This is a genomic window from Micromonospora sp. NPDC051924, from assembly GCF_055586005.1.
Genome location: NZ_JBVJJA010000065.1, coordinates 1 through 21964, shown reverse-complemented (window position 1 = coordinate 21964; position 21964 = coordinate 1). Strand labels below are relative to the sequence as shown.

The following is a 21964-nucleotide window of genomic DNA, read 5'->3' as shown; positions in this document are numbered from 1 at the left end:
CAGCCAGGATGGGGTACGCGGTGGTGCTCGGCGAGGCGCTGGTCGACCTCCTCGACGCCGAGTACGACGGGCAGCCCGTCTACCGGCAGGCGGTCGGCGGTGGGCCGCTGAACGTGGCCGTGGCGGTCGCCCGGCTCGGCGCCGACGTCCAGTTCGTCGGGTCGCTCGGCGACGACGCCCTCGCGGAGCGGATCCGCGCCTTCCTGACCGACGCCGGCGTCGGGCTGGCCGGGGCGGTGACCGTACCCGCCCCGACGGCCCTGGCCGTGGCCACCTTCGCCGGCGCGGAACCGGACTTCCGCTTCTACGGCGAGCCCCGCTCGTACGCCCTGCTCGGCCCCGAGGACCTGGACGTGGCCCTGGTCGAGGGGGCGGACGTGCTCTACTGCGGCTCGATCGTGCTGCTCGACCCGCCGGTGCTGGCCGCGGCGCGGCGGGCCTGGTCGATCGCCGGGGCGCTGCGGGTGTTCGACCCGAACGTGCGGCCCCGCCTGCTCGATGGGCCGGAGGCGATGGACGGGCTGCGCGAGGTGGTCGCCGAGTTCGCCGCGAGCGCCCACCTGGTGAAGCTGAGCAGCGCCGACGCGCGGCTGCTCTATCCGGACGAGCCCGTCGAGGGGGTCGCCGCGTACCTGCGGGAGCTGGGCGCGGGCACCGTGGTGGTCACCCTCGGCGCGGACGGCGCCCTGGTCGCCGCCGCGGAGGACGTGGTCCGCATCCCCGCGCCGAAGGTCGCCGCCGCGGACGCCACCGGCGCGGGTGACTCGGTGATGGGCGCGCTCATCGCCGAGCTGCTCGCCGCCGGCGAGCCGACGGACCCGACGGGCTGGCACGAGCGGGTCGCCTTCGCCCTCCGGGTCGCCGGCCTGGTCTGCGAGTCCCCCGGCGGTGCCACCGCCATGCCCACCCGCGCCGCCGTCGCTGCTCGCTTCCGCCACTGACCACGCATTCTTCCGCCCACCCAGAGCCGGTGCGCCGGGAGCGCGAGGGCCCTCATGCACGGAAGGAGTGGCCATTCCGCGGGCGATGGCCACTCCTTCCGTGAATCAGCGCGGTTCCCGGGGCGGGGGAGGGGGTGGGTCAGCGGAGGCGGGTGAGGGTGTGGACGCAGGCGAGGGAGAGGGCGGCGGCACCGGTGAGGACCACGGCCATCGGCACGCCGCTGCCCTCGCCGCCCAGGCCGACCAGGGGCGCGGCGAGCGCGCCGACGACCGACTGGAGGCCGCCCATCAGCGCGGCGGCGGTGCCGGCGTGCCGGGGGTGCGCGTCCAGCGCCAGCGCGGTGCTGTTCGGCGTGACCATGCCGAGCGAGCCGACGAAGAGGAAGAGCGCCACCGCCACCAGGGCGAGGCTGCCGGCGAGCGCCCCGGTCAGCACGCCGACCGCGGCCACCGCGTTGACCAGCAGCGCGGTGACCAGCAGCCGGCGTGGGTCGGCGCGGTCCAGCAGTCGGGCGTTGGCCTGGCCCGCCGCCACCAGGGCGAGCGCGTTGAGCCCGAAGATCAGGCTGAACGCCGTCCCGGACACCCCGAAGACGTCCTGGAACACGAACGACGACCCCGAGATGTACGCGAAGAGCCCGGCGAACGCGAAGCCCTGGGTCAGCGCGTACCCGAGGTAGGTCCGGTCGGCGGCCAGCGACCGCATGGTCCGCGCGGTGGCGGCCAGGCCGCCGGTGCTGCGCCGCTCGGCGGGCAGCGTCTCCGGCAGGCGCAGGGCGACCGCGGCCGCGAGCAGTAGCCCGATCACCGCCAGGGTGAGGAAGACCGCCCGCCAGGAGCCGAACCGGAGCACCAGGCTGCCCACGCTCGGCGCGGCGACCGGCGCCACGCCGAAGACCAGGGTCAGCCGGGAGAAGTACTTCGCCGCGGCCCGGCCCGAGTAGAGGTCGCGGACCACCGCGCGGGCGACCACCACCCCCATGCCGCCGGCGAGGCCCTGCGCGAAGCGGGCCGCGGCCAGCGCCGGGGCGCTCGGCGCCGCCGCGCAGACCAGCGCCAGCAGGGCGTACGCGGTGACCCCGACCAGGACCGGGCGGCGCCGTCCCCAACGGTCGCTGAGCGGGCCGGTGACGAGTTGGCCGAGGGCGAGGCCGACCAGGCAGGTGGTCAGCGAGAGCTGGATCTGGGCCTGGTCGGCACCGAGGTCGTGGGTCATCGCGGGGAACGCCGGCAGGTACATGTCCAGCGAGAGCGGGCCGATGGCGGTGAGCGTGCCGAGCAGCACCAGCAGGGTCACACCACCGGCGGCCGGGGCCGGCGCGGCGACGGGCGGGCGCACGGTCGTCGGCGCGGTACGGCTCACGGCAGGGTCCCCCCAGGATCGATGATCTCCAGGTAACCTTAGCTCTGTATCCAGAATTGTTGCGCTGTGAAGTAGGTGACCCCGTGCCGACCGAGGAGGCCACCGCGCGGCTCGGCGCCGTGGTGGGGGAGCTGCACCGGCTGCTGCGGCGCAGCGCCGCCGGCCGGGCCAACCGGGACGTCCTGCCCGAGGCCCAGGTGGAGTTGATGCTGCTGGTCCGGGCCGAGCCCGGGATCAGCGGCAAGGAGGCGGCCCGCCGGCTCGGCACCGCCCCGAACACGGTCAGCACCCTGGTCCGCGACCTCACCGACGCGGGCCTGGTGCACCGGGAGCGTGACCCGGCCGACCGCCGCGTGGTCCGGCTGCACCTGACGGATGCGGCCCGGACCCGGATGGCCGAGCACGCGGCGCACCGCGCCGCCCTGCTCACCGAGGCCCTCGCCGCCCTCGCGCCGGCCGACCGGGACGCGATCCTGACGGCCGTCCCCGCCCTGGACCGCCTCCTCGCCGAGCTCCGCACCCCCCGCTGACCCCACCCGCCCACCCCGGCGGCGTTGATCTTGCACTTTGGGTTGGTGTTTTGCCCGTTCACGGAGCATTTGCCGCCACCACATATGCAAGATCGCCGGGGGTGGGGGTGGGGGTGGGGGTGGGGTGGGGTGGGGGTTAGGCGGTGCCGTCGAGTTCGGCGTAGCCGCGACGGGCGGCGATCAGGCCGGGGCGGGCGCCGAACGGGGACTCGGCGGCCACCCGCTCGGGCGGGGCACTGCCGGTGTGGCCGGCCCGGATCAGCCAGGCCTGCTGGACCAGCTGGGCGTGCTGGGCCCGGACGAACTCCACGTCGACCGGCGCGCCGTGGCCGGGCACCACCACCGTGCCCGGGGTGGTGAGCCGCAGCAGGTCGGCCACCGCGTCCGGCCACTGCAACGGGTACGACTCCTCGAACGCCGGCGGTCCGCTCTGCTCCACCAGGTCCCCGGCGACCAGCACGTCCGCGTCCGGCACGTGCACCACCAGGTCGGCGTCGGTGTGCCCGTGCCCGGGATGGCGCAGCACCACCCGCCGGCCGCCGATGTCCAGCACGGTCTCGGCGACCACGGCATGGGTCGGCGCGAGCAGCTCGGTACGGGCCAACTCCGCGGCGAGCGCCGGCTGCTCGTCCCGCATCTCCTCGTACGCCGCCCGGCGCAGGTCGTCCGGGTGGTCGCGCAGCACGGCCGCGGCGCGCTCGTGCGCGTACACCGGGCGGGGTGGATCGGCGGCCAGCGTGGCGTTGCCGAAGCAGTGGTCGAAGTGGTGGTGGGTGTTGACGACGGTCCACGGGTGCGGGGTGACCGCGCGGGCCGCCTCGGCCAGTTCCCGGGCCTGCCCGGCGGTGGAGAGGGTGTCCACCAGCAGGGCCGCGCCGTCCCCGACCACCAGCGTCACGTTCACCTGCAGCAGCGGGTCGCGCAGCACGTGGACGCGGTCGGCGACCTCGACGAACCCGGCGGTCATGACGCCCGCGAGGCGCGCTCGAGGAAGCGCTGCCGGTCGACCAGCAGCCGCTCGACCCGTCCCTCGGCCACCGTGTCGTCGCCGTCGACCACGGCCACCTCGAACAGCAGCCGCCGGCCCTCGACCTTGGTCAGCCGGGCCCGGGCGACCACCGTGCGCCCGACCGGGGTGGCCGCGCGGTGGTCCAGCTCGACCCGGACCCCGACGGTCGTCGACCCGGCCGGCATCCGGGTGGCGGTGGCCGTCACGGTCGCCGCCTCAACCAGGGCGAGTACCCGGGGCGTGCCGAGCACCGGCACGTCGCCGGAGCCCACGGCCTGCGCGGTGTCGGCGTCGGTGACGGTCAGCTCGACCCGGGCGGACAGGCCCGGCGCGAAGGGCGTCTCCGGCTGCTCCTGCATGCCCCGAGCCTAGACGAGCCCGGGCCCGGACGTCCGGCCTGCGGGTGGTCGCCGTCCGTCGATCCGTCGCCCGCCGTTAACCTTGACCGCGATGGCCGTCGTGACAGACCCCCAGCCCCCCGCCCGGACCGGTGCCACACGCTCGCCCGACGGCGGGCGCCGTCGCGTGGTGGCGATGACGATCTGGGGCGCCGCCTTCGTGGCCGCCTGGTTCGCCATCGGCCTGCCCACCGACCCGGCGTACGCCTTCGTCTGGATCTGGGCGGGCACCGTCGCCTGGAACTCCGCCCGCCCGTGGCGCAGCCACCTGCGTTTCGCCCGGGACTGGATCCCGGTCGTGCTGCTGCTGGCCGCGTACAACCTCTCCCGGGGGTTCGCCGACAACGGTGCGACGCCGCACGCCCTGGAGTTGGTCATCGCCGACCGGTTCATGGTGGGCTGGGCCACCGGCGGGGAGGTGCCCACCGTCTGGCTCCAGCAGCACCTCTACCGGCCCGACCAGGTGCACTGGTGGGACGTGCTGGTCAGCTGGGTCTACTTCTCGCACTTCGTGGCGACGCTGGCCGCCGCCGCGGTGCTCTGGCTGCGGGACCGCGCGCGCTGGGGCGCGTACATGCGTCGCTGGGGCTTCCTCTGCGCCGCCGGACTGGCCACCTACTTCCTCTACCCGGCCGCGCCGCCGTGGTGGGCCGCCCAGAACGGGCTGATCACCGAGGTCGCGCGGATCTCCACCCGGGGCTGGCGGGAGATCGGCATGCACGGCGCGGGCAACCTGCTCAACGCCGGGCAGATCGCCTCCAACCCGGTCGCCGCGATGCCCTCCCTGCACACCGCGTTCGCCCTCTTCGTGGTGCTCTTCTTCATGGGCTCGGTGCGCCGGCGCTGGTGGCCGCTGCTGCTCGCGTATCCGCTGGCGATGACCTTCACGCTGATCTACAGCGGCGAGCACTACCTGATCGACGTGCTGGTCGGCTGGGCGTACGTCGGGCTGACCTTCCTGATCGTCGGGCTGGCCGAGCGCTGGTGGGCGGCCCACCGGGCGCGCCGCGTCGGGCCGCCCGCCGAGGCCGCGCTGCCCGCGGCGTCCGACGCCGGTACGCCGCCGCCGTCCGACGCCGGTACGCCGCCGACCGGGGCCGACACCGCCGCCGACACCGATCCCGCCACGGTCCCCGCCGACCGCTGACCGGCCGGTCGGACCTCCACCGCGCGTCCTGGATTCGCCTCGTTCACGGAAAGAGTGGTCATCTCACGCGGGATGACCACTCTTTCCGTGAAACAGCGCACTCCGTGCGGCGGGGGTTCAGCGGCGGCGGGCGCGGTCGGCCCGGCGGGCCGCCTCCGCGCGGGCGGTCAGCTCGGCCGCCAGCTCCCACGCATCGGCCAGGTCCCGGTCGGGTGCGGCCGCGCCCGACCCGCCGGCCGTGTCCGCGTGCACGGTGGCCAGCCGCAGCCGCCGCTGCGCCGGACCCTGGGTCACCCGGACGCTCTGGATCCGGGCGTACGGCACCACGGTCAGCTGCCGGGTGAGCAGCCCGGAGCGGGCGACGAAGACCTCCGCGTCGAGGCCTGCGCCGACCGCCGACCGGGTCAGCGGGCGCAGCCAGCGGGCCCGCCGGGGCGGTGGGGTCGTCGGCAGCGCGTCCAGCCGTACGCCGGGCAGCACCGCCGCCACCACCAGCGCGCCCGTGGCCGCGTCGCCGACCGGGAGCAGCCGGTCCGGGCGGTTCCGGTCGTCCGGCTCGGCGGCCGAGAAGCCGGCCACCTCCAGCCGCAGCCGGAGCCAGCCCTTCATCCGCCAGAGCAGTGGCCAGGTCACCCCGACGGTCTGCACCCGGTGCAGCGGCACGGTCTGCATCCGGGTCTCCAGCAGCCCGTTGCGGACCCGCAGCTGGTCGTCGTCCCGGTCGAGCCGGAAACCCCAGTCGTCGAGCACCCGGCGGACCGGTTGCAGCAGCACCCCGGCCATCGCGGTGAGCGTGCTGGCCACCGCGATGAACGACCAGGAGTCCTCGGAGACGAACTGCGCGATCACGAACGCCAGGCCGAACGGGAGCAGGAACGCCTGCGGGGTGAGCAGTTGGCTGACCAGCAGGTCCTGGTTGCGTACGGTGTGCAGCCGGCGCCCTTCCGGCACCGGCGCGGGCGGCGTGCCGGCGGCGGGCGGGGCGGCCGGGTGGCCGGCGACGGCGAGCAGCCGCTGCCGCAGCGCGGTGGCCTCGGCCACGCTCAGGTACGCCAGGGGCGCCTCCGTCTTGCCCCCGCCGACCACCTCCAGCCGCAGTTCGGCCAGGCCGGTGAGCTGTGCCAGCAGCGGCCGGACCACCTCCACCGCCTGCAGCCGTTCCAGCGGAATCGCCCGGGTACGCCGCCAGAGCAGCCCCTCGTGCACCCGCAGCTCCCGGCCCACCACGTGGTAGCCGGTGTTCCACCAGCTGATCACCGACAGCACGGTGGCCCCGAGCACGAAGATCGCGACCAGTGCGGCGAACCAGCCGAAGCCGACCCGGGACAGTGTCGACCAGGAGAGCCCGGCGATCACCACCACCAGCGACTTGGCCCCGTGCAACGCCGGGCTCAGTGGGTGCAGCCGCTGTCGCGGCTCCTCGCCGGCCGGCAGGGGGGCCGGGTACCCCGGCCAGCCCGTGCCGGGCGGCGCCGGCCAGGCACCGGGCCCGACCGGGCCGGGGCCGAGGTGCCCCGGCGGCGGCGCCGGATGGCCGTACCCGGGCGGCGCCGGCCAGGGCGAGCCGTTCGCGACGGGCGCGGCGCTGTCCGGGGGAGGCGGCGGGGTGGCCGGCCGGTCGTCGCCGGCCGGCGGGGTGCCGGGCTCGGCGTCCGCCGGGCCGTGGCTCACAGCCCCTCCGCCCGGTCCTCGCCCAGCGCGGTGAGCCGGTCCCGGAGCCGGGACGCCTCCGCCGGCCGCAGGCCGGGCACCCGGGCGTCGCTCGCCGCGGCGGCGGTGTGCAGCTGCACGGTGGCCAGGTCGAAGGCGCGCTCCAGCGGACCCGCGGTGACGTCGACGAACTGCATCCGCGAATACGGGACGATGGACAGCCGCCGGACCAGCAACCCGTGCCGGACCAGCAGGTCGTTCTCCCGTTCGGCGTACCCCCAGGCGTGCACCGCCCGGACGATGGTCACCACCCGCCAACCGGCCAGCAGCACGGCCACGCCGAGCGCGGCGCCGAAGAGCCACTGCCCGCTGACCGCCCAGCCGATGCCGAGCACCACCAGCCCGACGGCGAACAGCACACCCAGCCGGATCAGCTCGACCCAGATCAGGTCACGGGAGATCGGCTGCCACGAGACGGTGTCCGGCCAGGGCTCCAGGGGGCCGGGCGGGGCCGGCGGGCGGCCGGCGAGGTCGTCACCGTGCACCGGGCTGCGCTCACTCCGCTCGCTCACGCCGCCGCCTCGCTTCGCTCGCCGGCGGCGCGAGGCGCCACGCTGCTGAGCTGAATGGCTCGCTCGCTCCGCTCGCTCACGCCGCCGCCTCGCTTCGCTCGCCGGCGGCGCGAGGCGCCACGCTGCTGAGCTGAATGGCTCGCTCGCTCCGCTCGCTCACGTTTCGAGCGTAGGTGATCCAGGCACCGGGACCACCTCGCGGAGGAAGCCGCGCGCGTCGAGGAAGTCGCCGAGGGATCCGCGATGGTCGGCGCACGCCAGCCAGGTCTTGCGCCGGTCGGGCTCGTGCAGGCGGGGATTGTTCCAGCGCAGCTCCCAGACGGCGGGGGCGCGGCACCCGCGCGCCGAGCAGATCAGCGGCTCGTCGGCGGGAGTGGGAATGGTCACCGGGGCGAGTCTAGGGGCCGCGCGGTGAGAAGTTTAGCGCCGGGCGGCCACGGGGGGAGCCGCCCGGCGACGGGGTGAATCGTACACACGCCGGACCCCTTGTTGTCCACCCGTGTTCAGCGTTTTCCGGGCGCCGGGACGGCGTGGCAAAAATCGTCCATCTCCCGGCCTCGGCTCCCAGGAAGGCATGACAGTCTTGATACGCACCACACCGCGACGACGACCAAGCTGTGGAGGACCGGTGGCCCAGCCGACCACGCCCGACGCCCCGACCCCGACCGAGGCTGTGCCGGACGCGCCGGCCCTGGCCGCCACCACCCCGGCGCAGGACGCCGGCCTGCTGGAGCGGGCGTTGTTCGAGATCAAGCGGGTGATCGTCGGCCAGGACCGGATGGTCGAGCGGATGTTCGTCGCCCTGCTCGCCCGGGGCCACTGCCTGCTGGAGGGGGTGCCCGGCGTCGCCAAGACCCTCGCCGTGGAGACCCTGGCCAAGGTGGTCGGCGGGTCGTTCGCCCGGGTGCAGTTCACCCCGGACCTGGTCCCGGCCGACATCATGGGCACCCGGATCTACCGGCAGTCCAGCGAGAAGTTCGACGTCGAGCTGGGCCCGGTGTTCGTGAACTTCCTGCTCGCCGACGAGATCAACCGGGCCCCGGCAAAGGTGCAGTCGGCGTTGCTGGAGGTGATGAGCGAGCGGCAGGTCTCCATCGGCGGGGAGACCCACCGGGTGCCCGACCCGTTCCTGGTGATGGCCACCCAGAACCCGATCGAGCAGGAGGGTGTGTACCCGCTGCCGGAGGCGCAGCGGGACCGCTTCCTGATGAAGATCCTGGTCGGGTATCCGACCGACGCCGAGGAGCGGGAGATCGTCTACCGGATGGGCGTCGCCCCGCCCGAGCCGGCCCGGGTCTTCGACACCGCCGACCTGATCGCCCTCCAGCACAAGGCCGACCAGGTCTTCGTGCACAACGCGCTGGTGGACTACGCGGTCCGGTTGGTGCTCGCCACCCGGGCTCCCGCCGAGCACGGCATGCCCGACGTCGCGCAGCTCATCCAGTACGGGGCCAGCCCGCGCGCGTCGCTCGGCCTGGTCCGGGCCTCCCGGGCGCTGGCGCTGCTGCGCGGCCGGGACTACGCGCTGCCGCAGGACGTGCAGGACATCGCCCCGGACATCCTGCGCCACCGGCTGGTGCTCAGCTACGACGCGCTGGCCGACGACGTACCGGCCGACCACATCGTGCATCGGGTGATGTCGACCATCCCGCTGCCGGCGGTCGCGCCCCGGCAGCAGGCCACGCCACCGCCACCGGCCGTGCCGAACGCCGCCGGCTGGCCCGGGCAGCGGCCGTGAGCCCACCCACCTCACCGCCGGCCGGCGGCGACCGGTCCGGCGCCGTGCTGTCCCGGTTGCAACTGCTGGTCACCCGCAAGCTCGACGGGCTGCTCCAGGGCGACTACGCCGGGCTGCTGCCCGGGCCGGGCAGCGAGGCGGGGGAGTCCCGCGAGTACCGCCCCGGCGACGACGTACGCCGGATGGACTGGCCGGTGACCGCGCGGACCACCATGCCGCATGTGCGGCGTACGGTGGCCGACCGGGAGCTGGAGACCTGGCTGGCGGTGGACCTGTCGGCGAGCCTGGACTTCGGCACCGGGAAGTGGCTCAAGCGGGACGTGGTGGTGGCCGCCGCGGCGGCCCTGGTCCACCTGACCGTCCGGGGCGGCAACCGGATCGGCGCGGTGGTCGGCACCGGCGGACCGGTGCCGGCGCGGACCGGGCGGTGGCGCGGCGCGCCCCCCGTTCCCGGACCCGGCACCCTGGTCCGGCTGCCGGCCCGGGCCGGGCGCAAGGAGGCGCAGGGCCTGCTGCGGGCCATCGCCGGCACCGAGATCCGCCCCGGGCGCAGCGACCTCGGCGCGCTGGTCGACATGCTGAACCGACCGCCCCGCCGGCGCGGCGTGGCCGTGGTGATCTCCGACTTCCTCGCGCCGCCGCAGCAGTGGGGCCGGCCGATCCGTAAGCTGCGGGTCCGGCACGACGTGCTGGCGATCGAGGTAATCGACCCGCGCGAGCTGGAGCTGCCCGACGTGGGGGTGCTGCCGGTGGTCGACCCGGAGACGGGGGAGCTGCACGAGGTGCAGACCGCCGACCCGGGCCTGCGTCACCGGTACGCCGAAGCGGCGGCCGCCCAGCGCGCGGCGGTCGCCGCGGAGCTGCGCGCCGCCGGCGCAACCCACCTGCGGCTGCGTACCGACCGAGACTGGCTGCTGGACATGGTGCGATTCGTGGCCGCGCAGCGGCACGCCCGTACCCGAGGGACGACGCGATGATCCGTTTTCTGCAACCGTGGTGGCTGCTGGCCGTGCTGCCGGTGCTCGCCCTGGCCGCCGCGTACGTCTGGCGGCAGCTGCACCGCCGCGCGTACGCGATGCGGTTCACCAACGTCGACCTGCTGCGGACCCTCGCCCCGAAGGGACTGGGCTGGCGGCGGCACGTGGCGGCCACCGCGTTCCTGCTCTGCCTGCTGGTGCTGGCCACCGCGCTGGCCCGGCCGGCGGTGGACACGAAGGAGCCGCTGGAACGGGCCACGGTGATGCTGGCCATCGACGTGTCGCTGTCCATGCAGGCCGACGACGTGGCGCCGAACCGCCTGGAGGCCGCCCAGGAGGCGGCCAAGCAGTTCGTCGGGGAGCTGCCGGAGAGCTACAACCTCGGGCTGGTCTCGTTCGCGAAGTCGGCGAACGTGCTGGTGCCGCCGACCAAGGACCGGGGTGCGGTGACCAGCGCCATCGACGGACTGGTGCTGGCCGAGGCGACGGCCACCGGGGAGGCGGTCTTCACCTGCCTGGAGGCGATCCGGTCGGTGCCCGCCGACGGTGCGGCCGGGATCCCGCCGGCCCGGATCGTGCTGCTCTCCGACGGCTACCGGACCGCCGGGCGGTCGGTCGAGGAGGCGGCCGCGGCGGCGCAGGCGGCGAACGTGCCGGTCTCCACCATCGCGTTCGGCACCGACTCGGGACAGGTCGACATCGGCGGCCAGCTCCAGCGGGTGCCGGTGGACCGGATGGCGCTGTCGCAGCTCGCGGAGACCACTCAGGGCTACTTCTACGAGGCGGCCTCGGTGAGCGAGCTGAAGCGGGTCTACCAGGACATGGGCAGCTCGATCGGGTTCCGGACCGAGCCCCGGGAGATCACCCAGTGGTACGCGGGGATCGCGCTGCTGTTCGCCCTCTGCGCGGGTGCGCTGAGCCTGGTCTGGTCGTCCCGACTGATCTGAGGCGGGACGGCGGCCGGGGTCCCGGCCGGCGCGGTCAGTGACCGCCGCCGGCCAGGACGAACAGGACGGCCACCCAGACGGCGGCGAGGGTGAAGCCCAGCGGGGCGACGTAACGGCTCATGGGACTGCTCCGTGGCGACGGCGGTCCGGGCGGCGCGGGGCCGGACCGCAGGGGTGGATCAGGACGTGCGCACACGAAGTCGTGACCGGGGTGCCCCACCGCGGGCGGCCCGATCGGGCCGCGCAGCACGCTCGCCCCGGCCGATGGCCGAGGAGACGGGCGGTGCGGAGGGCGGGAAGCTGGGTCAGCTCTGCCGACTGAGTCGTGGCTCAGCGGGGCTGACGGTCGGCCCGGCCACGACTGGGAGGATCGCTATCTCGCACAGCGATCACCTCCTGCGGTCGGCGGGGTCCGAACGGCGGGCGATCTCCGGCCCGCAAACGGGATCATCGTACACCCGCGCATCGCCGGGCACGCACTCGGCCGACCGGCTCACCCGGGCCGTCCGGTCGACCGCTCCGGCGACGGTTTCGGACCGTGCCGCGGCGCCGGAGCCGTCCGGCTGGGGGCCGGGCAGCGGCCCGGCGCCGGACCGGCCGAGCCGGCGTCGCCGCCCGCCCGTCGCTCGGGCGAGCCCGCCCCGAGGCGCCTCGGCGGATCCCCGGCCGGAGCGCACCAGCACCGCCAGGACCAGGGCGAGGACCGGCAGCCAGCAGAGCCGGGCGGCCACCCAGCCGGGGCCGCCGGGCGGGGTGTGCAGCCCGGGCAGCGGACCGGCGAACCGGGCGGCGAGCGTGCTGACGCCGACGAGGACCGGCTGGTGGCAGAGGTAGATGCGCATCGCGTGCCGGTTCACCCGGCGCACCAGCCCGGCCGCGCCCGGGCGGTCCAGCAGCCGGAGGAGCACCGGCCGTGCCGACAACCCGACACCGATCTGGAGCGCGGCCAGGGCGATGGCGAACAGCGAGGGCGGGCTGAGGTTGGACCGGTCGGCGCCGGGCACCCCGACGGCGCTGACCGGGTAGCCGAGGGCGATCAGCGCGGCCAGCGCGACGGCCCCGACGACGGCCAACGTCAGGGCCGGACGACGCCCTGCGAGCCGGCCCTCGGCGTGCGCCAGCCCGATCAGGTAGGGCACCGACCACGCGGCGACGACGGCGACCGGCAGCAGCCAGGGGGACACCACCGGCAGGCGTACGGCGAGATCGGTCCCCGCGACCACCGCGATCGCGGGCGCCACGCAGCGCGCCGGTCCCCAGCGCCGTACGGCGGCCAGCAGCGGCGCGGTCAGCGCGGAGAGAGCGACCAGGGGGAGCAGGAACCAGATCGGACTGACGGTCAGCGTGACCGCGACTTCGAGGGTGTCGTCCGGGACGCCCAGCACGATGGCGACCAACAGGACGGCGGCGCCCACGCCGAGCAGCGCCACGGCGGGCGGGACCAGGCGTCCCAGCCGGCGCAGCAGCCAGCGCGGGGGACTGCCGGGAAAGCGGGCCAGCGATCGGGCGGCGGCGTGACCGGCGGCGAAGAAGAACAGGCCCAGCGTCTGGAACAGCCAACTGGCCGGGGCCAGCGCCGGCATGGCGGCCAGCGGGCCGGCCTGGTGCAGCGTCCCGTCGGGTGCCAACACCAGGGCGGTGACCAGCCAGTGCCCCAGCACCACCCCGGCGATGGCGTACGCGCGCAGCCCGTCCACCGTGCGATCCCTCATCGCGCGGCCCCCGCCCGGGCGGCGTCCCCGAGCACCACCGCGGCGACCGCCGGCAGGGTCGCCGTGCCGGGCTCCAGGTAGCCGTCGTGCCCGGTGACGCCGTCGGTCGGCAACGCACGGGCGCCGAAGGTCGGGTCCCCCGGGCGTATTCCGTGTCCGAGGTCGGCCAGCCGCACCTCGGGGACCCGACGGATCCAGTCGGTCGGCGCCTCGGCCGCCCAGACCCGGGCGCCGCCGAGCTGGTCGGCCCGGCCCACGCCGGCACCCACGCCACCGAGGGTCACCAGGTCGGCGACCTGCGCCGGGGCTCGGCGGGCGGCGCGCGCCACCACGAGCGACCCGTAGCTGTGCCCGATCAGGGTGATCGTCGCGGTCGGCCGGTGGTCGGCCAGCGTGCACAGCAGGCCGAGCAGGGCGGCGGCGCCGCGGTCGGCGCTGGCTGTCCCGGCCGCGGTGAGCACCCCGTCCGGCGGGTCGTAGCCCAGCCAGGCCAGCACCGCGACCCGGACGCCCGGCCCCTGGGCCCGCAGCTCCCGGTACAGCTCCCGGGCCTGTCCGGCCAGGGCCCGCCGGGCCACCCCGCCGAGCCCGCGGTCGAAGTCCGGCAGCGTGCTGCCGACCCCGGGCACCAGCACCGCGATCCGGTCGGCGGTGGCCAGGTCACCCAGCACCTCTACGGCCAGGCCGTCGCCGCGCGGATCGAAGACCAGGAAGTGCCTGCCGTCCGCGGCCCAGCCGTCGTACGGCGGGCCCGCCGCGCGCAGCCGCGCCGCCGTCGCCGGGTACGCCTCGACGTACGCTGCCGGCGCCAGCGGGGCGGGGCGGCCCGGTACCAGCAGACCGAGCCCGAGCAACGCGGTCGTCGCCGCCCGAGCGGGTCGGGTCCAGTGCATCGTGTGCTCCCTCCGGAATCGTTCCGGCGAAAGCGTGTGCCGCGGACCGGCCGGGAAGCGTCCCCCTGTGGACCGGTTCCCGGCGTGCCACCAGAGGGCTATTCGCCCGCGGCCACCAGACCCGTCTCGTACGCGAGGACCACGGCCTGCGCCCGGTCACGCAGTTGCAGCTTGGCCAGGATCCGCCCGACGTGGGTCTTGACCGTCTGCTCGGCGACCACCAGGTCGGCGGCGATCTCGCTGTTGGAGCGGCCCCGGGCGATCAGCCGCAGCACCTCGGTCTCCCGCGGCGTCAGCCCGGCCAGCGCGGTGGGGCGGGGACGCCGCCGCTCGGGACGGGCGGCGAACTCGGCGATCAGCCGTCGGGTGACCGCGGGCGCGAGCAGCGCCTCACCGGCGGCCACCACCCGGACGGCGTGCACCAGGTCGGCGGCCGGGGCGTCCTTGAGCAGGAAGCCGCTCGCCCCGGCCCGCAGCGCCTCGTACACGTAGTCGTCCAGGTCGAACGTGGTGAGGATCAGCACGCGGGGCCGCTCCGCCGGCCGGTCACCGAGCAGCTGCCGGGTGGCGGCGAGGCCGTCGAGCACCGGCATCCGGACGTCCATCAGCACCACGTCCGGGTCGAGGCGGCGGCTCGCGGCGACGGCCTGCGCGCCGTCCGGGGCGTCCCCGACGACGAGCAGGTCGGGTTGGGCGGCCAGGAGCGCCCCGAAGCCCTGCCGGACCATCGCCTGGTCGTCGGCGATCAGCACCCGGATCATCGTGCGGGATCCTCCGTTCCCAGCGGCAGTTCGGCGGCGACGGCGAACCCGTCGGCGGTCCGTCCGGCGCTGAAGGTACCCCCCAGCAGCCGGGCCCGTTCCCGCATGCCGGTCAGTCCGTGCCCGCTCGTCGCGCTCGTCGCGCCCGCCGCGGCCGGCGGTCCGCCCGCGTCGCGTACCGCGATCGCGAGCATCCCGTCGCGCTCCCGCAGCCCGACGGTCACCGCCGCACCCGGCGCGTGTCGCGCCGCGTTCGCCAGCGCCTCCTGCACGATCCGGTACGCGGCCAGCCCGACCGCGTCCGGTACGTCCGGCGGCGGTGTGGCCTCCAGCCGGACCGCCATCCCGGCGCGCTCGGCCGCCGCCACCAGGTCCGGCACGTCGGCCATGCCCGGCTGCGGCGCGGTGGCCGCCGGGCCGGCGTCGCTGCGCAGCACGCCGAGCAGCCGGCGCATCTCGGTCAGCGCCTCGCGGGCCGAGCCGGCGATGTCGAGGAACTCGGTACGCGCGGCGTCGGGCAGCGCGCCCACCCGGTACGGGGCGGTCTCCGCCTGTACGGCGATCATCGACATGTGGTGTGCGACGACGTCGTGCATCTCGCGGGCGATCCGGGTGCGTTCCTCCAGCACCGCGCGTCTGGCCTGCTCCAGCTCGCTGCGTTCGGCCTGCTCGGCCAGCGCCCGCCGGGCGAGCACGTTGCGCCGCACCAGGTCACCGAGGACGAGCAGCACCACGAACAGCAGGCTCACGCCGGCCTGGTTGGCTCGGGGGACGAAGATCCAGACCGGGAGGAGGCTGAACAACCCGAGCCACGCCAGCACCGCCCGGTCGACCCGGGCGGCCACCACGGCCAGCACGACGAGAATGACCAGGATCTGGCTGGGGCTCCACGGCCAGTCCGTCGGCGGCCGGTTCAACGTGCCGAGTATCTGCCCGAGGAACATGACCCGCCAGGCCCACAACGGTCGGGCCAGCAGGATCGGCAGCGGCGCGACGGTGAGCGCCGCGAGCAGCCAGGCGGTGGCGGTGGGCAGCTTCCGCTCGTCGAGCAGGAACTGTGCGGTGAGCACCGTGAACCCGATCAGCGCCAACAGCGCGAGGGTCGGACCGGCGGCGGCGAGCCGGGGCCAGCGGCGCAGCGACGGCCGGATCGACGGGTAGTCCGGTCCGGCCCAGAGGCGACGCAGCGCGGCCAGGCCGTCACGGACGGGACTGTGGTCCATCCCCCGCAGGCTAGTTCGGCGCGGCGGTCCCGTCGTGCCCCCGTGGGGTGACCCTTCGGGCCCTACCTCGGTATGACAGGCGGTTAGCGGTTACCTATCGGTAACCCCTAGGCTCGCCAGCGACCGAGAGATCAGCTGAGCAGAGGGGGAACCGTGGCCCGTACCGTGCTGGTGACCGGCGGAAACCGGGGTATCGGCCTGGCCATCGCGCAGGCCTTCGCCAAGCAGGGCGACCGGGTGGCGGTGACCCACCGCAGCGGCGACGCTCCCGAGGGGCTGTTCGGCGTGAAGTGTGACGTCACCGACGCCGAGTCGGTGGACGCCGCGTTCGCCGCCATCGAGGCGGAGCTGGGCCCGGTCGAGGTGCTGGTCGCCAACGCCGGCATCACCGACGACACGCTCCTCATGCGGATGTCGGAGGAGCAGTTCACCCGGGTGCTCGACACCAACCTGACCGGCGCGTTCCGCTGCGCCAAGCGGGCCTCGACCAAGATGCTGCGGGCCAGATGGGGCCGGATGATCTTCATCTCCTCGGTGGTCGGCCTCTACGGCGGCGTCGGCCAGGTCAACTACGCGGCCAGCAAGGCCGGCCTGGTCGGCGTGGCCCGCTCGATCACCCGCGAGCTGGGCAGCCGCAACATCACCGCGAACGTGGTGGCACCCGGCTTCATCGAGACCGACATGACCGCCGCGCTGCCCGAGGAGCGCCAGACCGAGTACCGCAAGAACATCCCGGCCGGCCGCTTCGCCCAGCCGGAGGAGGTCGCCGGCGTGGTCACCTGGCTCGCCTCGGACGCGGCCGGGTACATCTCGGGCGCGGTCATCCCGGTCGACGGCGGCCTCGGCATGGGTCACTGAGAAAGTACGGAGGAAACCACACAATGTCCGGACTCCTGGCCGGTAAGCGGCTGCTGGTCACCGGCGTCATCACCGACGCCTCGATCGCCTTCTCGGTGGCGAAGCTCGCCCAGGAGAACGGCGCCCAGGTCGTGCTCACCGGCTACGGCCGGCTCTCCCTCGTCGAGCGGATCGCCAAGCGGCTGCCCGAGCCGGCCCCGGTCATCGAGCTGGACGTGACCAACGCCGAGCACCTGGCCGGCCTCGCCGACAAGGTGCGCGAGCACGTCGACGGGCTGGACGGGGTGGTGCACTCCATCGGCTTCGCCCCGCAGAGCTGCCTCGGCGGCGGCTTCCTCGACGCGCCGTGGGAGGACGTGGCCACCGCGCTGCAGGTCTCCACGTACTCGTACAAGTCGCTCGCGATGGCGGCACTGCCGCTGATGTCCGAGGGCGGCGCCGTGGTCGGCCTCACCTTCGACGCCACCAAGGCCTGGCCGGTGTACGACTGGATGGGCGTGGCCAAGGCCGGGCTGGAGTCCGCCTCCCGCTACCTGGCGCTGCACCTGGGCAAGCGGGGCATCCGCAGCAACCTGGTCGCCGCCGGTCCGCTGCGCACCATCGCCGCCAAGTCGATCCCCGGCTTCGAGCAGTTCGAGGACGCCTGGGCCGAGCGCGCCCCGCTCGGCTGGAACCTCACCGACCAGGAGCCCGCCGCCCGGGCCTGCCTGGCGCTGCTGTCGGACTGGTTCCCGGCCACCACCGGCGAGATCGTCCACGTCGACGGCGGCTACCACGCGATCGGCGCCTGAGACCGGCCGGAAACCGGGCCGCCCCGGGGTGGTCGCCGGACCGTCACGGCCGTCGGGGGAGAATGGGCACATGGCGTACGACGCGTTGGTGCTGGTCTCCTTCGGCGGCCCGGAGCGGCCCGAGGACGTGCTGCCCTTCCTGCAGAACGTGACCCGGGGGCGGGGCGTGCCGCCGGAGCGGCTCGCCGAGGTCGCCGAGCACTACCTGCACTTCGGCGGGGTGTCCCCGATCAACCAGCAGTGCCGGGAGCTGCTCGCCGCGATCCGCGAGGACTTCGCCGCCCACGGCGTCGACCTGCCGGTCTACTGGGGCAACCGGAACTGGGACCCGATGCTCGCCGACACCGTGGCCCGGATGCGCGACGACGGGGTCCAGCGGGCGCTCGCCTTCGTCACCAGCGCGTACGGCGGCTACTCCTCCTGCCGGCAGTACCAGGAGGACATCGCCGCCGCCCGTGCCGCAGTCGGCCCGGATGCCCCGCTGATCGAGAAGCTGCGCCAGTTCTGGGACCATCCCGGCTTCGTCGAGCCGCACGCCGACGCGGTGCGGGCGGCGCTCGCGCAGCTCGACCCGGCCCGGCGGGACAGCACCCGGCTGGTGTTCACCGCGCACTCGATCCCGGTGTCGGCGGCCACCACCTCCGGTCCGCACGGCGGCCGGTACACCGCCCAGCTCGAGGAGACCGCCCGGCTGGTGCACGCCGCCGCCGCGCCGGACCTGCCGTACGACCTGGTCTGGCAGAGCCGTTCCGGCCCGCCGCAGGTGCCGTGGCTGGAGCCGGACATCAACCACCACCTGACGGCTCTCGCCGAGCAGGGCGTGACCGGCGTGGTGGTCAGCCCGATCGGGTTCGTCTCCGACCACCTCGAGGTGGTCTGGGACCTGGACAACGAGGCGCTCGACACGGCCAAGCAGCTCGGCCTGGACTTCGTCCGGGCGGCCACCCCGGGCACCGACCCGCGTTTCGTGGCGATGGTCCGCGAGCTGGTCCTCGAGCGCACCGCCCCGGACGGCGAGGGGCTGCGCCGCCGCCTCGGCGAGCTGCCGGCCTGGGACACCTGCCCGGCGCTGTGCTGCGTGCCCCCGGCCCGCCGGCCCTGAGCCCGACCGAACTCCGACACCCCTGGGGACGACACATGCATGACCGCAAGCCGGTGCAGAGCTGGCTCACCGACATGGACGGCGTGCTGGTGCACGAGGGCCAGCCGGTGCCCGGCGCACCCGAGTTCGTCAAGAAGCTGCGCGCCTCCGGCAAGCCCTTCCTGGTGCTGACCAACAATTCGATCTACACCCCGCGCGACCTCCAGGCCCGGCTGGCCCGGATGGGGCTGGACGTGCCGGAGGAGTCGATCTGGTCGTCCGCCCTGGCCACCGCCCAGTTCCTGGCCGACCAGCGGCCGGGCGGCACCGCGTACGTGATCGGCGAGGCCGGCCTCACCACGGCCCTGCACGCGGTGGGGTACGTACTCAGCGACTTCGCGCCGGACTACGTGGTGCTGGGGGAGACCCGCACCTACAGCTTCGAGGCGATCACCAAGGCGATCCGGCTGATCGACGACGGCGCCCGGTTCATCTGCACCAACCCGGACGCGACCGGCCCGTCGGTGGAGGGCGCGCTGCCCGCCGCGGGCTCGGTCGCCGCGATGATCTCCAAGGCGACCGGGGTGGAGCCGTACTTCGTCGGCAAGCCCAACCCGATGATGATGCGCTCGGCGCTGAACACCATCGACGCCCACTCGGAGACCACCGCGATGATCGGAGACCGGATGGACACCGACATCCTTTGCGGCCTGGAGGCGGGGTTGGAGACGATCCTGGTGCTCACCGGGATCAGCACCCGCGCCGAGGCGGAGCGCTACCCGTACCGGCCGTCGCGGATCGTCAACTCGGTGGCCGACCTGATCGACGAGGTCTGAGGCCGGCGCGCCCGGCTCCGCTCAGGGGCGCAGCGGGGCGTTGCAGGCGGCCACCAGAGCCTGCCGGCAGGCGGTGGTGAGCGGCCGCAGCGCCGCGTCCCGCTGCTGCGCCTCGTAGGTGTTCACCGCGCCGCCCGGCGCGCTCTCCCCGGCCAGGGCGAGCACCCGGTCCAGCACGGCGGCGCGGGCGAAGAGCCGACGGGCCCGCGGGTCGAAGCCGGGCGGCAGGTCGGTGGCCCCGTCGGGGCGGCGCAGCGCCGAGAGGGCCCCGGCCAGTTCCGGCCGCCACTGGGCCACGTCGAGCCGGGTGAGCGCGGCGGTCGTCTCGGCGAGCGCGGCGGCCAGTTCGGCCTCCGCCTCGGCCGCGCCCGGCACCGCCAGCGACGCCTTCGGCGCGTCGACCGGTAGCGGATACACCCGCCACAGCACCGTCTCCCAGGTCATCCCCGAGCCCGAGGTGTGGGTGCGGACCTCCGGGACCAGCCCGAGCCCGCTGGCCACCACCGCCTCCCCGGCCAGCAGTGCCGCGCCCGCGAACTCGCCCGGACCGGGCAGCCCGCGCGGGTCGCCGGGCGCGGGCAGCACCAGCCGGATCTCGTCCGGGGAAAGCTTGGCCAGACTGGGCAGCGCCTCCCGCAGGGAGACGTCGGTCCAGGTGCCGGGGGCGTCCGCGACCAGGTGCTCCTCGTCGCCGGCGATTTCGTCGGCGACCTCGTCGAAAGGCACCAGGCCGGCGCGCCAGGCGCGCACCCAGGCAACGAACCGGCTCGACCGGCGCGGCGCCAGTGTGGCCGCGCCCGTTGCGGGGAGGGACATGCCGAAAAGGGTACGTGCTCGCCACGGCCCGTGTCTCGACTGCCGCACCGGCAGCGTGACCTGCCCCGGACTACCCCCTTCGCCCCTTTCTGTGCCGCGGCTGGGCCGGCTGGTCGGGGCGTCGCCGAGCGACGCGCCGGCGCGCTGGCTAGCGTGATCGACATGGCGGGGCGATACGACGGGGACGTGCTGGCGGGCGACTGGCGGCGGCGGAAGGTCACCCCCGAGGTGGACGCCGAGCCGGACCTGGTCGTCGAGGACGCCGACTCCGGGTTCTGCGGCGCGGTGGTCGGCTTCGAGGCCGGCGCGGTGGTCCTGGAGGACCGGCACGGCCGGCGGCGCAACTTCCCGCTGCTGCCCGCCGCGTTCCTGCTCGACGGCCGGCCGGTGACCCTGCGTCGCCCGGCGCGCGCCCCGGTGCCCGCGGCCCGGCGCCGCACGGCCTCCGGTTCGATCGCCGTCGACGACGTCCGGGCGCAGGTGGCCAAGGCCAGCCGGATCTGGGTGGAGGGCGTGCACGACGCCGCGCTGGTCGAGCGGATCTGGGGCGATGACCTGCGGATCGAGGGCGTGGTGGTCGAGCCCCTGGACGGCATCGACGAGCTCGCCGCCGAGGTACGCGCCTTCGCGCCCGGCCCGGGCCGTCGGCTCGGCGTGCTCGTCGATCACCTCGTGCCGGGCTCCAAGGAGAGCCGGATCGTGGCGGCGGTGACCTCGCCGCACGTGCTGGTCACCGGGCATCCGTACGTGGACGTGTGGCAGGCGGTGAAGCCGCAGGCGCTGGGCATCCGGGCCTGGCCGGTGGTGCCGCCCGGGCGGCCCTGGAAGGAGGGCGTCTGCGCGGCCCTCGGGGTGGCCGAGCCGGCGGACATGTGGCGGCGCATCCTGTCCAGGGTGGACAGCTTCGCGGACGTGGAGACGCCGCTGATCAACGCCATGGAACGGTTGATCGACTTCGTCACAGAGCCTGGGTAGTGGTCGCCCCCGGCCCCGTCGTGGGCCGGCTGCGCGGTTCGGTTCCGCTGTCGGGGTGGTATTAGGCCTCGCGACGGGGCTGACGGCTGTTGGCGATTTTATGGTCAAACGTGGTCATGTGTGGTGGCCTATCGTGGCCGTGTGAAGCTTTCGGTGTGGGCTCGCCGGCAGGGGGTGAGCTATCAGACCGCCTGGCGATGGGTGAAGGACGGCAAGATGCCCGTCCCCGTGCGCCAGGCGCCCTCTGGAACCGTGGATCGTGGCCGAGCCCGCGAGGGCTGAAGGTCGCGTAGTCGCGTACTGCCGTGTTTCCTGCGCCGATCAGAAGGACAACTTGGACCGTCAGGCCATACGGGTTGTGGAGGGCGCCAACGCGCAGGGTCTCGCCGTGGGTGAGGTCGTCAAGGAGATCGGCTCCGGGCTCAACGGGAAGCGGCGCGAGCTGCACCGGGTCCTGGCTGACCCGACCGCTGCGGTGATCGTGGTCGAGCACCGGGATCGGCTTGCCCGGTTCGGTGTCGAACACCTGGAGTCCGCGCTGTCCGCGACGGGGCGGCGTGTGGTTGTCCTGAACTCACAGGAGAGCACCGGCGACTTGGTTCGGGACATCACCGAGGTGCTGACCTCGATGTGTGCCCGGCTGTACGGGCATCGGGCGGCGAAGAACCGTGCGGCCCGGGCCGTGGCCGTGGCGACCGGTGAGGACGCCGAGTGAAGAAGTTCCAGCCGCGGCCCGGTTTCGTCGT

The 21964-nt window shown here is 74.8% G+C and carries 22 protein-coding genes and 1 pseudogene; 12 read left to right on the top strand and 11 right to left on the bottom strand.

Annotation, left to right across the window (positions count from 1 at the left end):
* Positions 1-8: 8 nt before the first annotated feature.
* Complete coding sequence (locus tag ACZ6S5_RS31895) at positions 9-941, top strand: carbohydrate kinase family protein (RefSeq protein WP_466005944.1); 933 nt, start codon at positions 9-11, stop codon at positions 939-941.
* Positions 942-1080: 139 nt separating this feature from the next.
* Here ACZ6S5_RS31895 and ACZ6S5_RS31890 read toward each other — a convergent pair whose 3' ends face one another.
* Positions 1081-2304: a multidrug effflux MFS transporter gene (locus ACZ6S5_RS31890; protein ID WP_466005943.1), complete on the bottom strand. Its 1224-nt coding sequence runs from the start codon at positions 2302-2304 to the stop codon at positions 1081-1083.
* Between the two features lie 83 nt (positions 2305-2387).
* On the opposite strand from ACZ6S5_RS31890, the gene ACZ6S5_RS31885 reads away from it, so the two are divergent.
* Positions 2388-2834 (top strand): MarR family winged helix-turn-helix transcriptional regulator, encoded by a 447-nt coding sequence (locus ACZ6S5_RS31885; protein ID WP_466005942.1) that lies wholly within the window; start codon positions 2388-2390, stop codon positions 2832-2834.
* A gap of 136 nt (positions 2835-2970) precedes the next feature.
* Here the strand turns inward: ACZ6S5_RS31885 and ACZ6S5_RS31880 are convergent, their stop codons facing one another.
* Both ACZ6S5_RS31880 and ACZ6S5_RS31875 read right to left on the bottom strand, forming a co-directional pair.
* Positions 2971-3801, bottom strand: coding sequence for an MBL fold metallo-hydrolase (locus tag ACZ6S5_RS31880; protein WP_466005940.1), 831 nt, complete (start codon positions 3799-3801; stop codon positions 2971-2973).
* Positions 3798-4202, bottom strand: coding sequence for a thioesterase family protein (locus ACZ6S5_RS31875; protein ID WP_466005939.1), 405 nt, complete (start codon positions 4200-4202; stop codon positions 3798-3800). The genes ACZ6S5_RS31880 and ACZ6S5_RS31875 overlap by 4 nt, the downstream gene beginning before the upstream one ends.
* 91 nt (positions 4203-4293) lie before the next feature.
* On the opposite strand from ACZ6S5_RS31875, the gene ACZ6S5_RS31870 reads away from it, so the two are divergent.
* Positions 4294-5388, top strand: a complete 1095-nt coding sequence (locus tag ACZ6S5_RS31870) for a phosphatase PAP2 family protein (protein ID WP_466005937.1) — start codon at positions 4294-4296, stop codon at positions 5386-5388.
* 117 nt (positions 5389-5505) lie between these two features.
* Here ACZ6S5_RS31870 and ACZ6S5_RS31865 read toward each other — a convergent pair whose 3' ends face one another.
* From ACZ6S5_RS31865 to ACZ6S5_RS31855, 3 genes are all read right to left on the bottom strand, one after another.
* On the bottom strand, positions 5506-6822 hold the full coding sequence (locus ACZ6S5_RS31865) for a PH domain-containing protein (RefSeq protein ID WP_466005953.1): 1317 nt from the start codon (positions 6820-6822) through the stop codon (positions 5506-5508).
* Positions 6823-7055: 233 nt separating this feature from the next.
* Positions 7056-7583 carry a PH domain-containing protein gene (locus ACZ6S5_RS31860; protein WP_466005952.1) on the bottom strand — a complete coding sequence of 176 codons (528 nt, stop codon included), beginning with the start codon at positions 7581-7583 and terminating at the stop codon, positions 7056-7058.
* A gap of 183 nt (positions 7584-7766) precedes the next feature.
* Positions 7767-7997, bottom strand: coding sequence for a hypothetical protein (locus ACZ6S5_RS31855; protein WP_466005936.1), 231 nt, complete (start codon positions 7995-7997; stop codon positions 7767-7769).
* A 241-nt stretch (positions 7998-8238) separates the two neighbouring features.
* On the opposite strand from ACZ6S5_RS31855, the gene ACZ6S5_RS31850 reads away from it, so the two are divergent.
* The 3 genes from ACZ6S5_RS31850 to ACZ6S5_RS31840 are packed head-to-tail and all read left to right on the top strand — an operon-like array spanning position 8239 to position 11272.
* Complete coding sequence (locus tag ACZ6S5_RS31850) at positions 8239-9348, top strand: AAA family ATPase (protein WP_466005935.1); 1110 nt, start codon at positions 8239-8241, stop codon at positions 9346-9348.
* Positions 9327-10325 carry a DUF58 domain-containing protein gene (locus ACZ6S5_RS31845; protein ID WP_466005950.1) on the top strand — a complete coding sequence of 333 codons (999 nt, stop codon included), beginning with the start codon at positions 9327-9329 and terminating at the stop codon, positions 10323-10325. The genes ACZ6S5_RS31850 and ACZ6S5_RS31845 overlap by 22 nt, the downstream gene beginning before the upstream one ends.
* A complete protein-coding gene (locus ACZ6S5_RS31840) occupies positions 10322-11272 on the top strand; it encodes a VWA domain-containing protein (protein WP_466005934.1) in 951 nt (316 codons plus the stop codon). Before ACZ6S5_RS31845 ends, ACZ6S5_RS31840 begins: the two co-directional genes overlap by 4 nt.
* Before the next feature lie 389 nt (positions 11273-11661).
* Here the strand turns inward: ACZ6S5_RS31840 and ACZ6S5_RS31835 are convergent, their stop codons facing one another.
* The 4 genes from ACZ6S5_RS31835 to ACZ6S5_RS31820 all read right to left on the bottom strand — a co-directional run bounded on the left by ACZ6S5_RS31835 (position 11662) and on the right by ACZ6S5_RS31820 (position 15861).
* Positions 11662-12984, bottom strand: coding sequence for an acyltransferase family protein (locus ACZ6S5_RS31835; protein ID WP_466005933.1), 1323 nt, complete (start codon positions 12982-12984; stop codon positions 11662-11664).
* Complete coding sequence (locus ACZ6S5_RS31830) at positions 12981-13877, bottom strand: alpha/beta hydrolase (protein WP_466005932.1); 897 nt, start codon at positions 13875-13877, stop codon at positions 12981-12983. Before ACZ6S5_RS31830 ends, ACZ6S5_RS31835 begins: the two co-directional genes overlap by 4 nt.
* 98 nt (positions 13878-13975) lie before the next feature.
* Positions 13976-14638, bottom strand: coding sequence for a response regulator (locus ACZ6S5_RS31825; RefSeq protein ID WP_466005931.1), 663 nt, complete (start codon positions 14636-14638; stop codon positions 13976-13978).
* Positions 14635-15861, bottom strand: coding sequence for a sensor histidine kinase (locus ACZ6S5_RS31820; protein WP_466005930.1), 1227 nt, complete (start codon positions 15859-15861; stop codon positions 14635-14637). The genes ACZ6S5_RS31825 and ACZ6S5_RS31820 overlap by 4 nt, the downstream gene beginning before the upstream one ends.
* Positions 15862-16014: 153 nt before the next feature.
* On the opposite strand from ACZ6S5_RS31820, the gene fabG reads away from it, so the two are divergent.
* The 4 genes from fabG to ACZ6S5_RS31800 all read left to right on the top strand — a co-directional run bounded on the left by fabG (position 16015) and on the right by ACZ6S5_RS31800 (position 19427).
* Entirely contained in the window at positions 16015-16719 is a 705-nt protein-coding gene (fabG, locus tag ACZ6S5_RS31815; RefSeq protein WP_466005929.1) for a 3-oxoacyl-ACP reductase FabG, read from the top strand.
* Positions 16720-16742: 23 nt separating this feature from the next.
* The gene (gene fabI, locus ACZ6S5_RS31810) at positions 16743-17510 is read left to right on the top strand and encodes an enoyl-ACP reductase FabI (protein ID WP_355341020.1); all 768 of its coding nucleotides are present in this window, start codon (positions 16743-16745) and stop codon (positions 17508-17510) included.
* A 70-nt stretch (positions 17511-17580) separates the two neighbouring features.
* On the top strand, positions 17581-18612 hold the full coding sequence (locus ACZ6S5_RS31805) for a ferrochelatase (RefSeq protein WP_466005928.1): 1032 nt from the start codon (positions 17581-17583) through the stop codon (positions 18610-18612).
* On the top strand, positions 18561-19427 hold the full coding sequence (locus ACZ6S5_RS31800; protein WP_466005949.1) for an HAD-IIA family hydrolase: 867 nt from the start codon (positions 18561-18563) through the stop codon (positions 19425-19427). Before ACZ6S5_RS31805 ends, ACZ6S5_RS31800 begins: the two co-directional genes overlap by 52 nt.
* A 21-nt stretch (positions 19428-19448) precedes the next feature.
* Here the strand turns inward: ACZ6S5_RS31800 and ACZ6S5_RS31795 are convergent, their stop codons facing one another.
* Positions 19449-20243 (bottom strand): hypothetical protein, encoded by a 795-nt coding sequence (locus ACZ6S5_RS31795; protein ID WP_466005927.1) that lies wholly within the window; start codon positions 20241-20243, stop codon positions 19449-19451.
* A gap of 162 nt (positions 20244-20405) precedes the next feature.
* Between ACZ6S5_RS31795 and ACZ6S5_RS31790 the strand changes: the two genes are divergently transcribed.
* Together ACZ6S5_RS31790 and ACZ6S5_RS31785 are read left to right on the top strand one after the other, a co-directional pair.
* Positions 20406-21218, top strand: coding sequence for a DUF3097 domain-containing protein (locus ACZ6S5_RS31790; protein WP_466005926.1), 813 nt, complete (start codon positions 20406-20408; stop codon positions 21216-21218).
* A gap of 141 nt (positions 21219-21359) precedes the next feature.
* Positions 21360-21933 (top strand): annotated as a pseudogene (locus tag ACZ6S5_RS31785) (IS607 family transposase).
* Positions 21934-21964 lie beyond the last annotated feature (31 nt).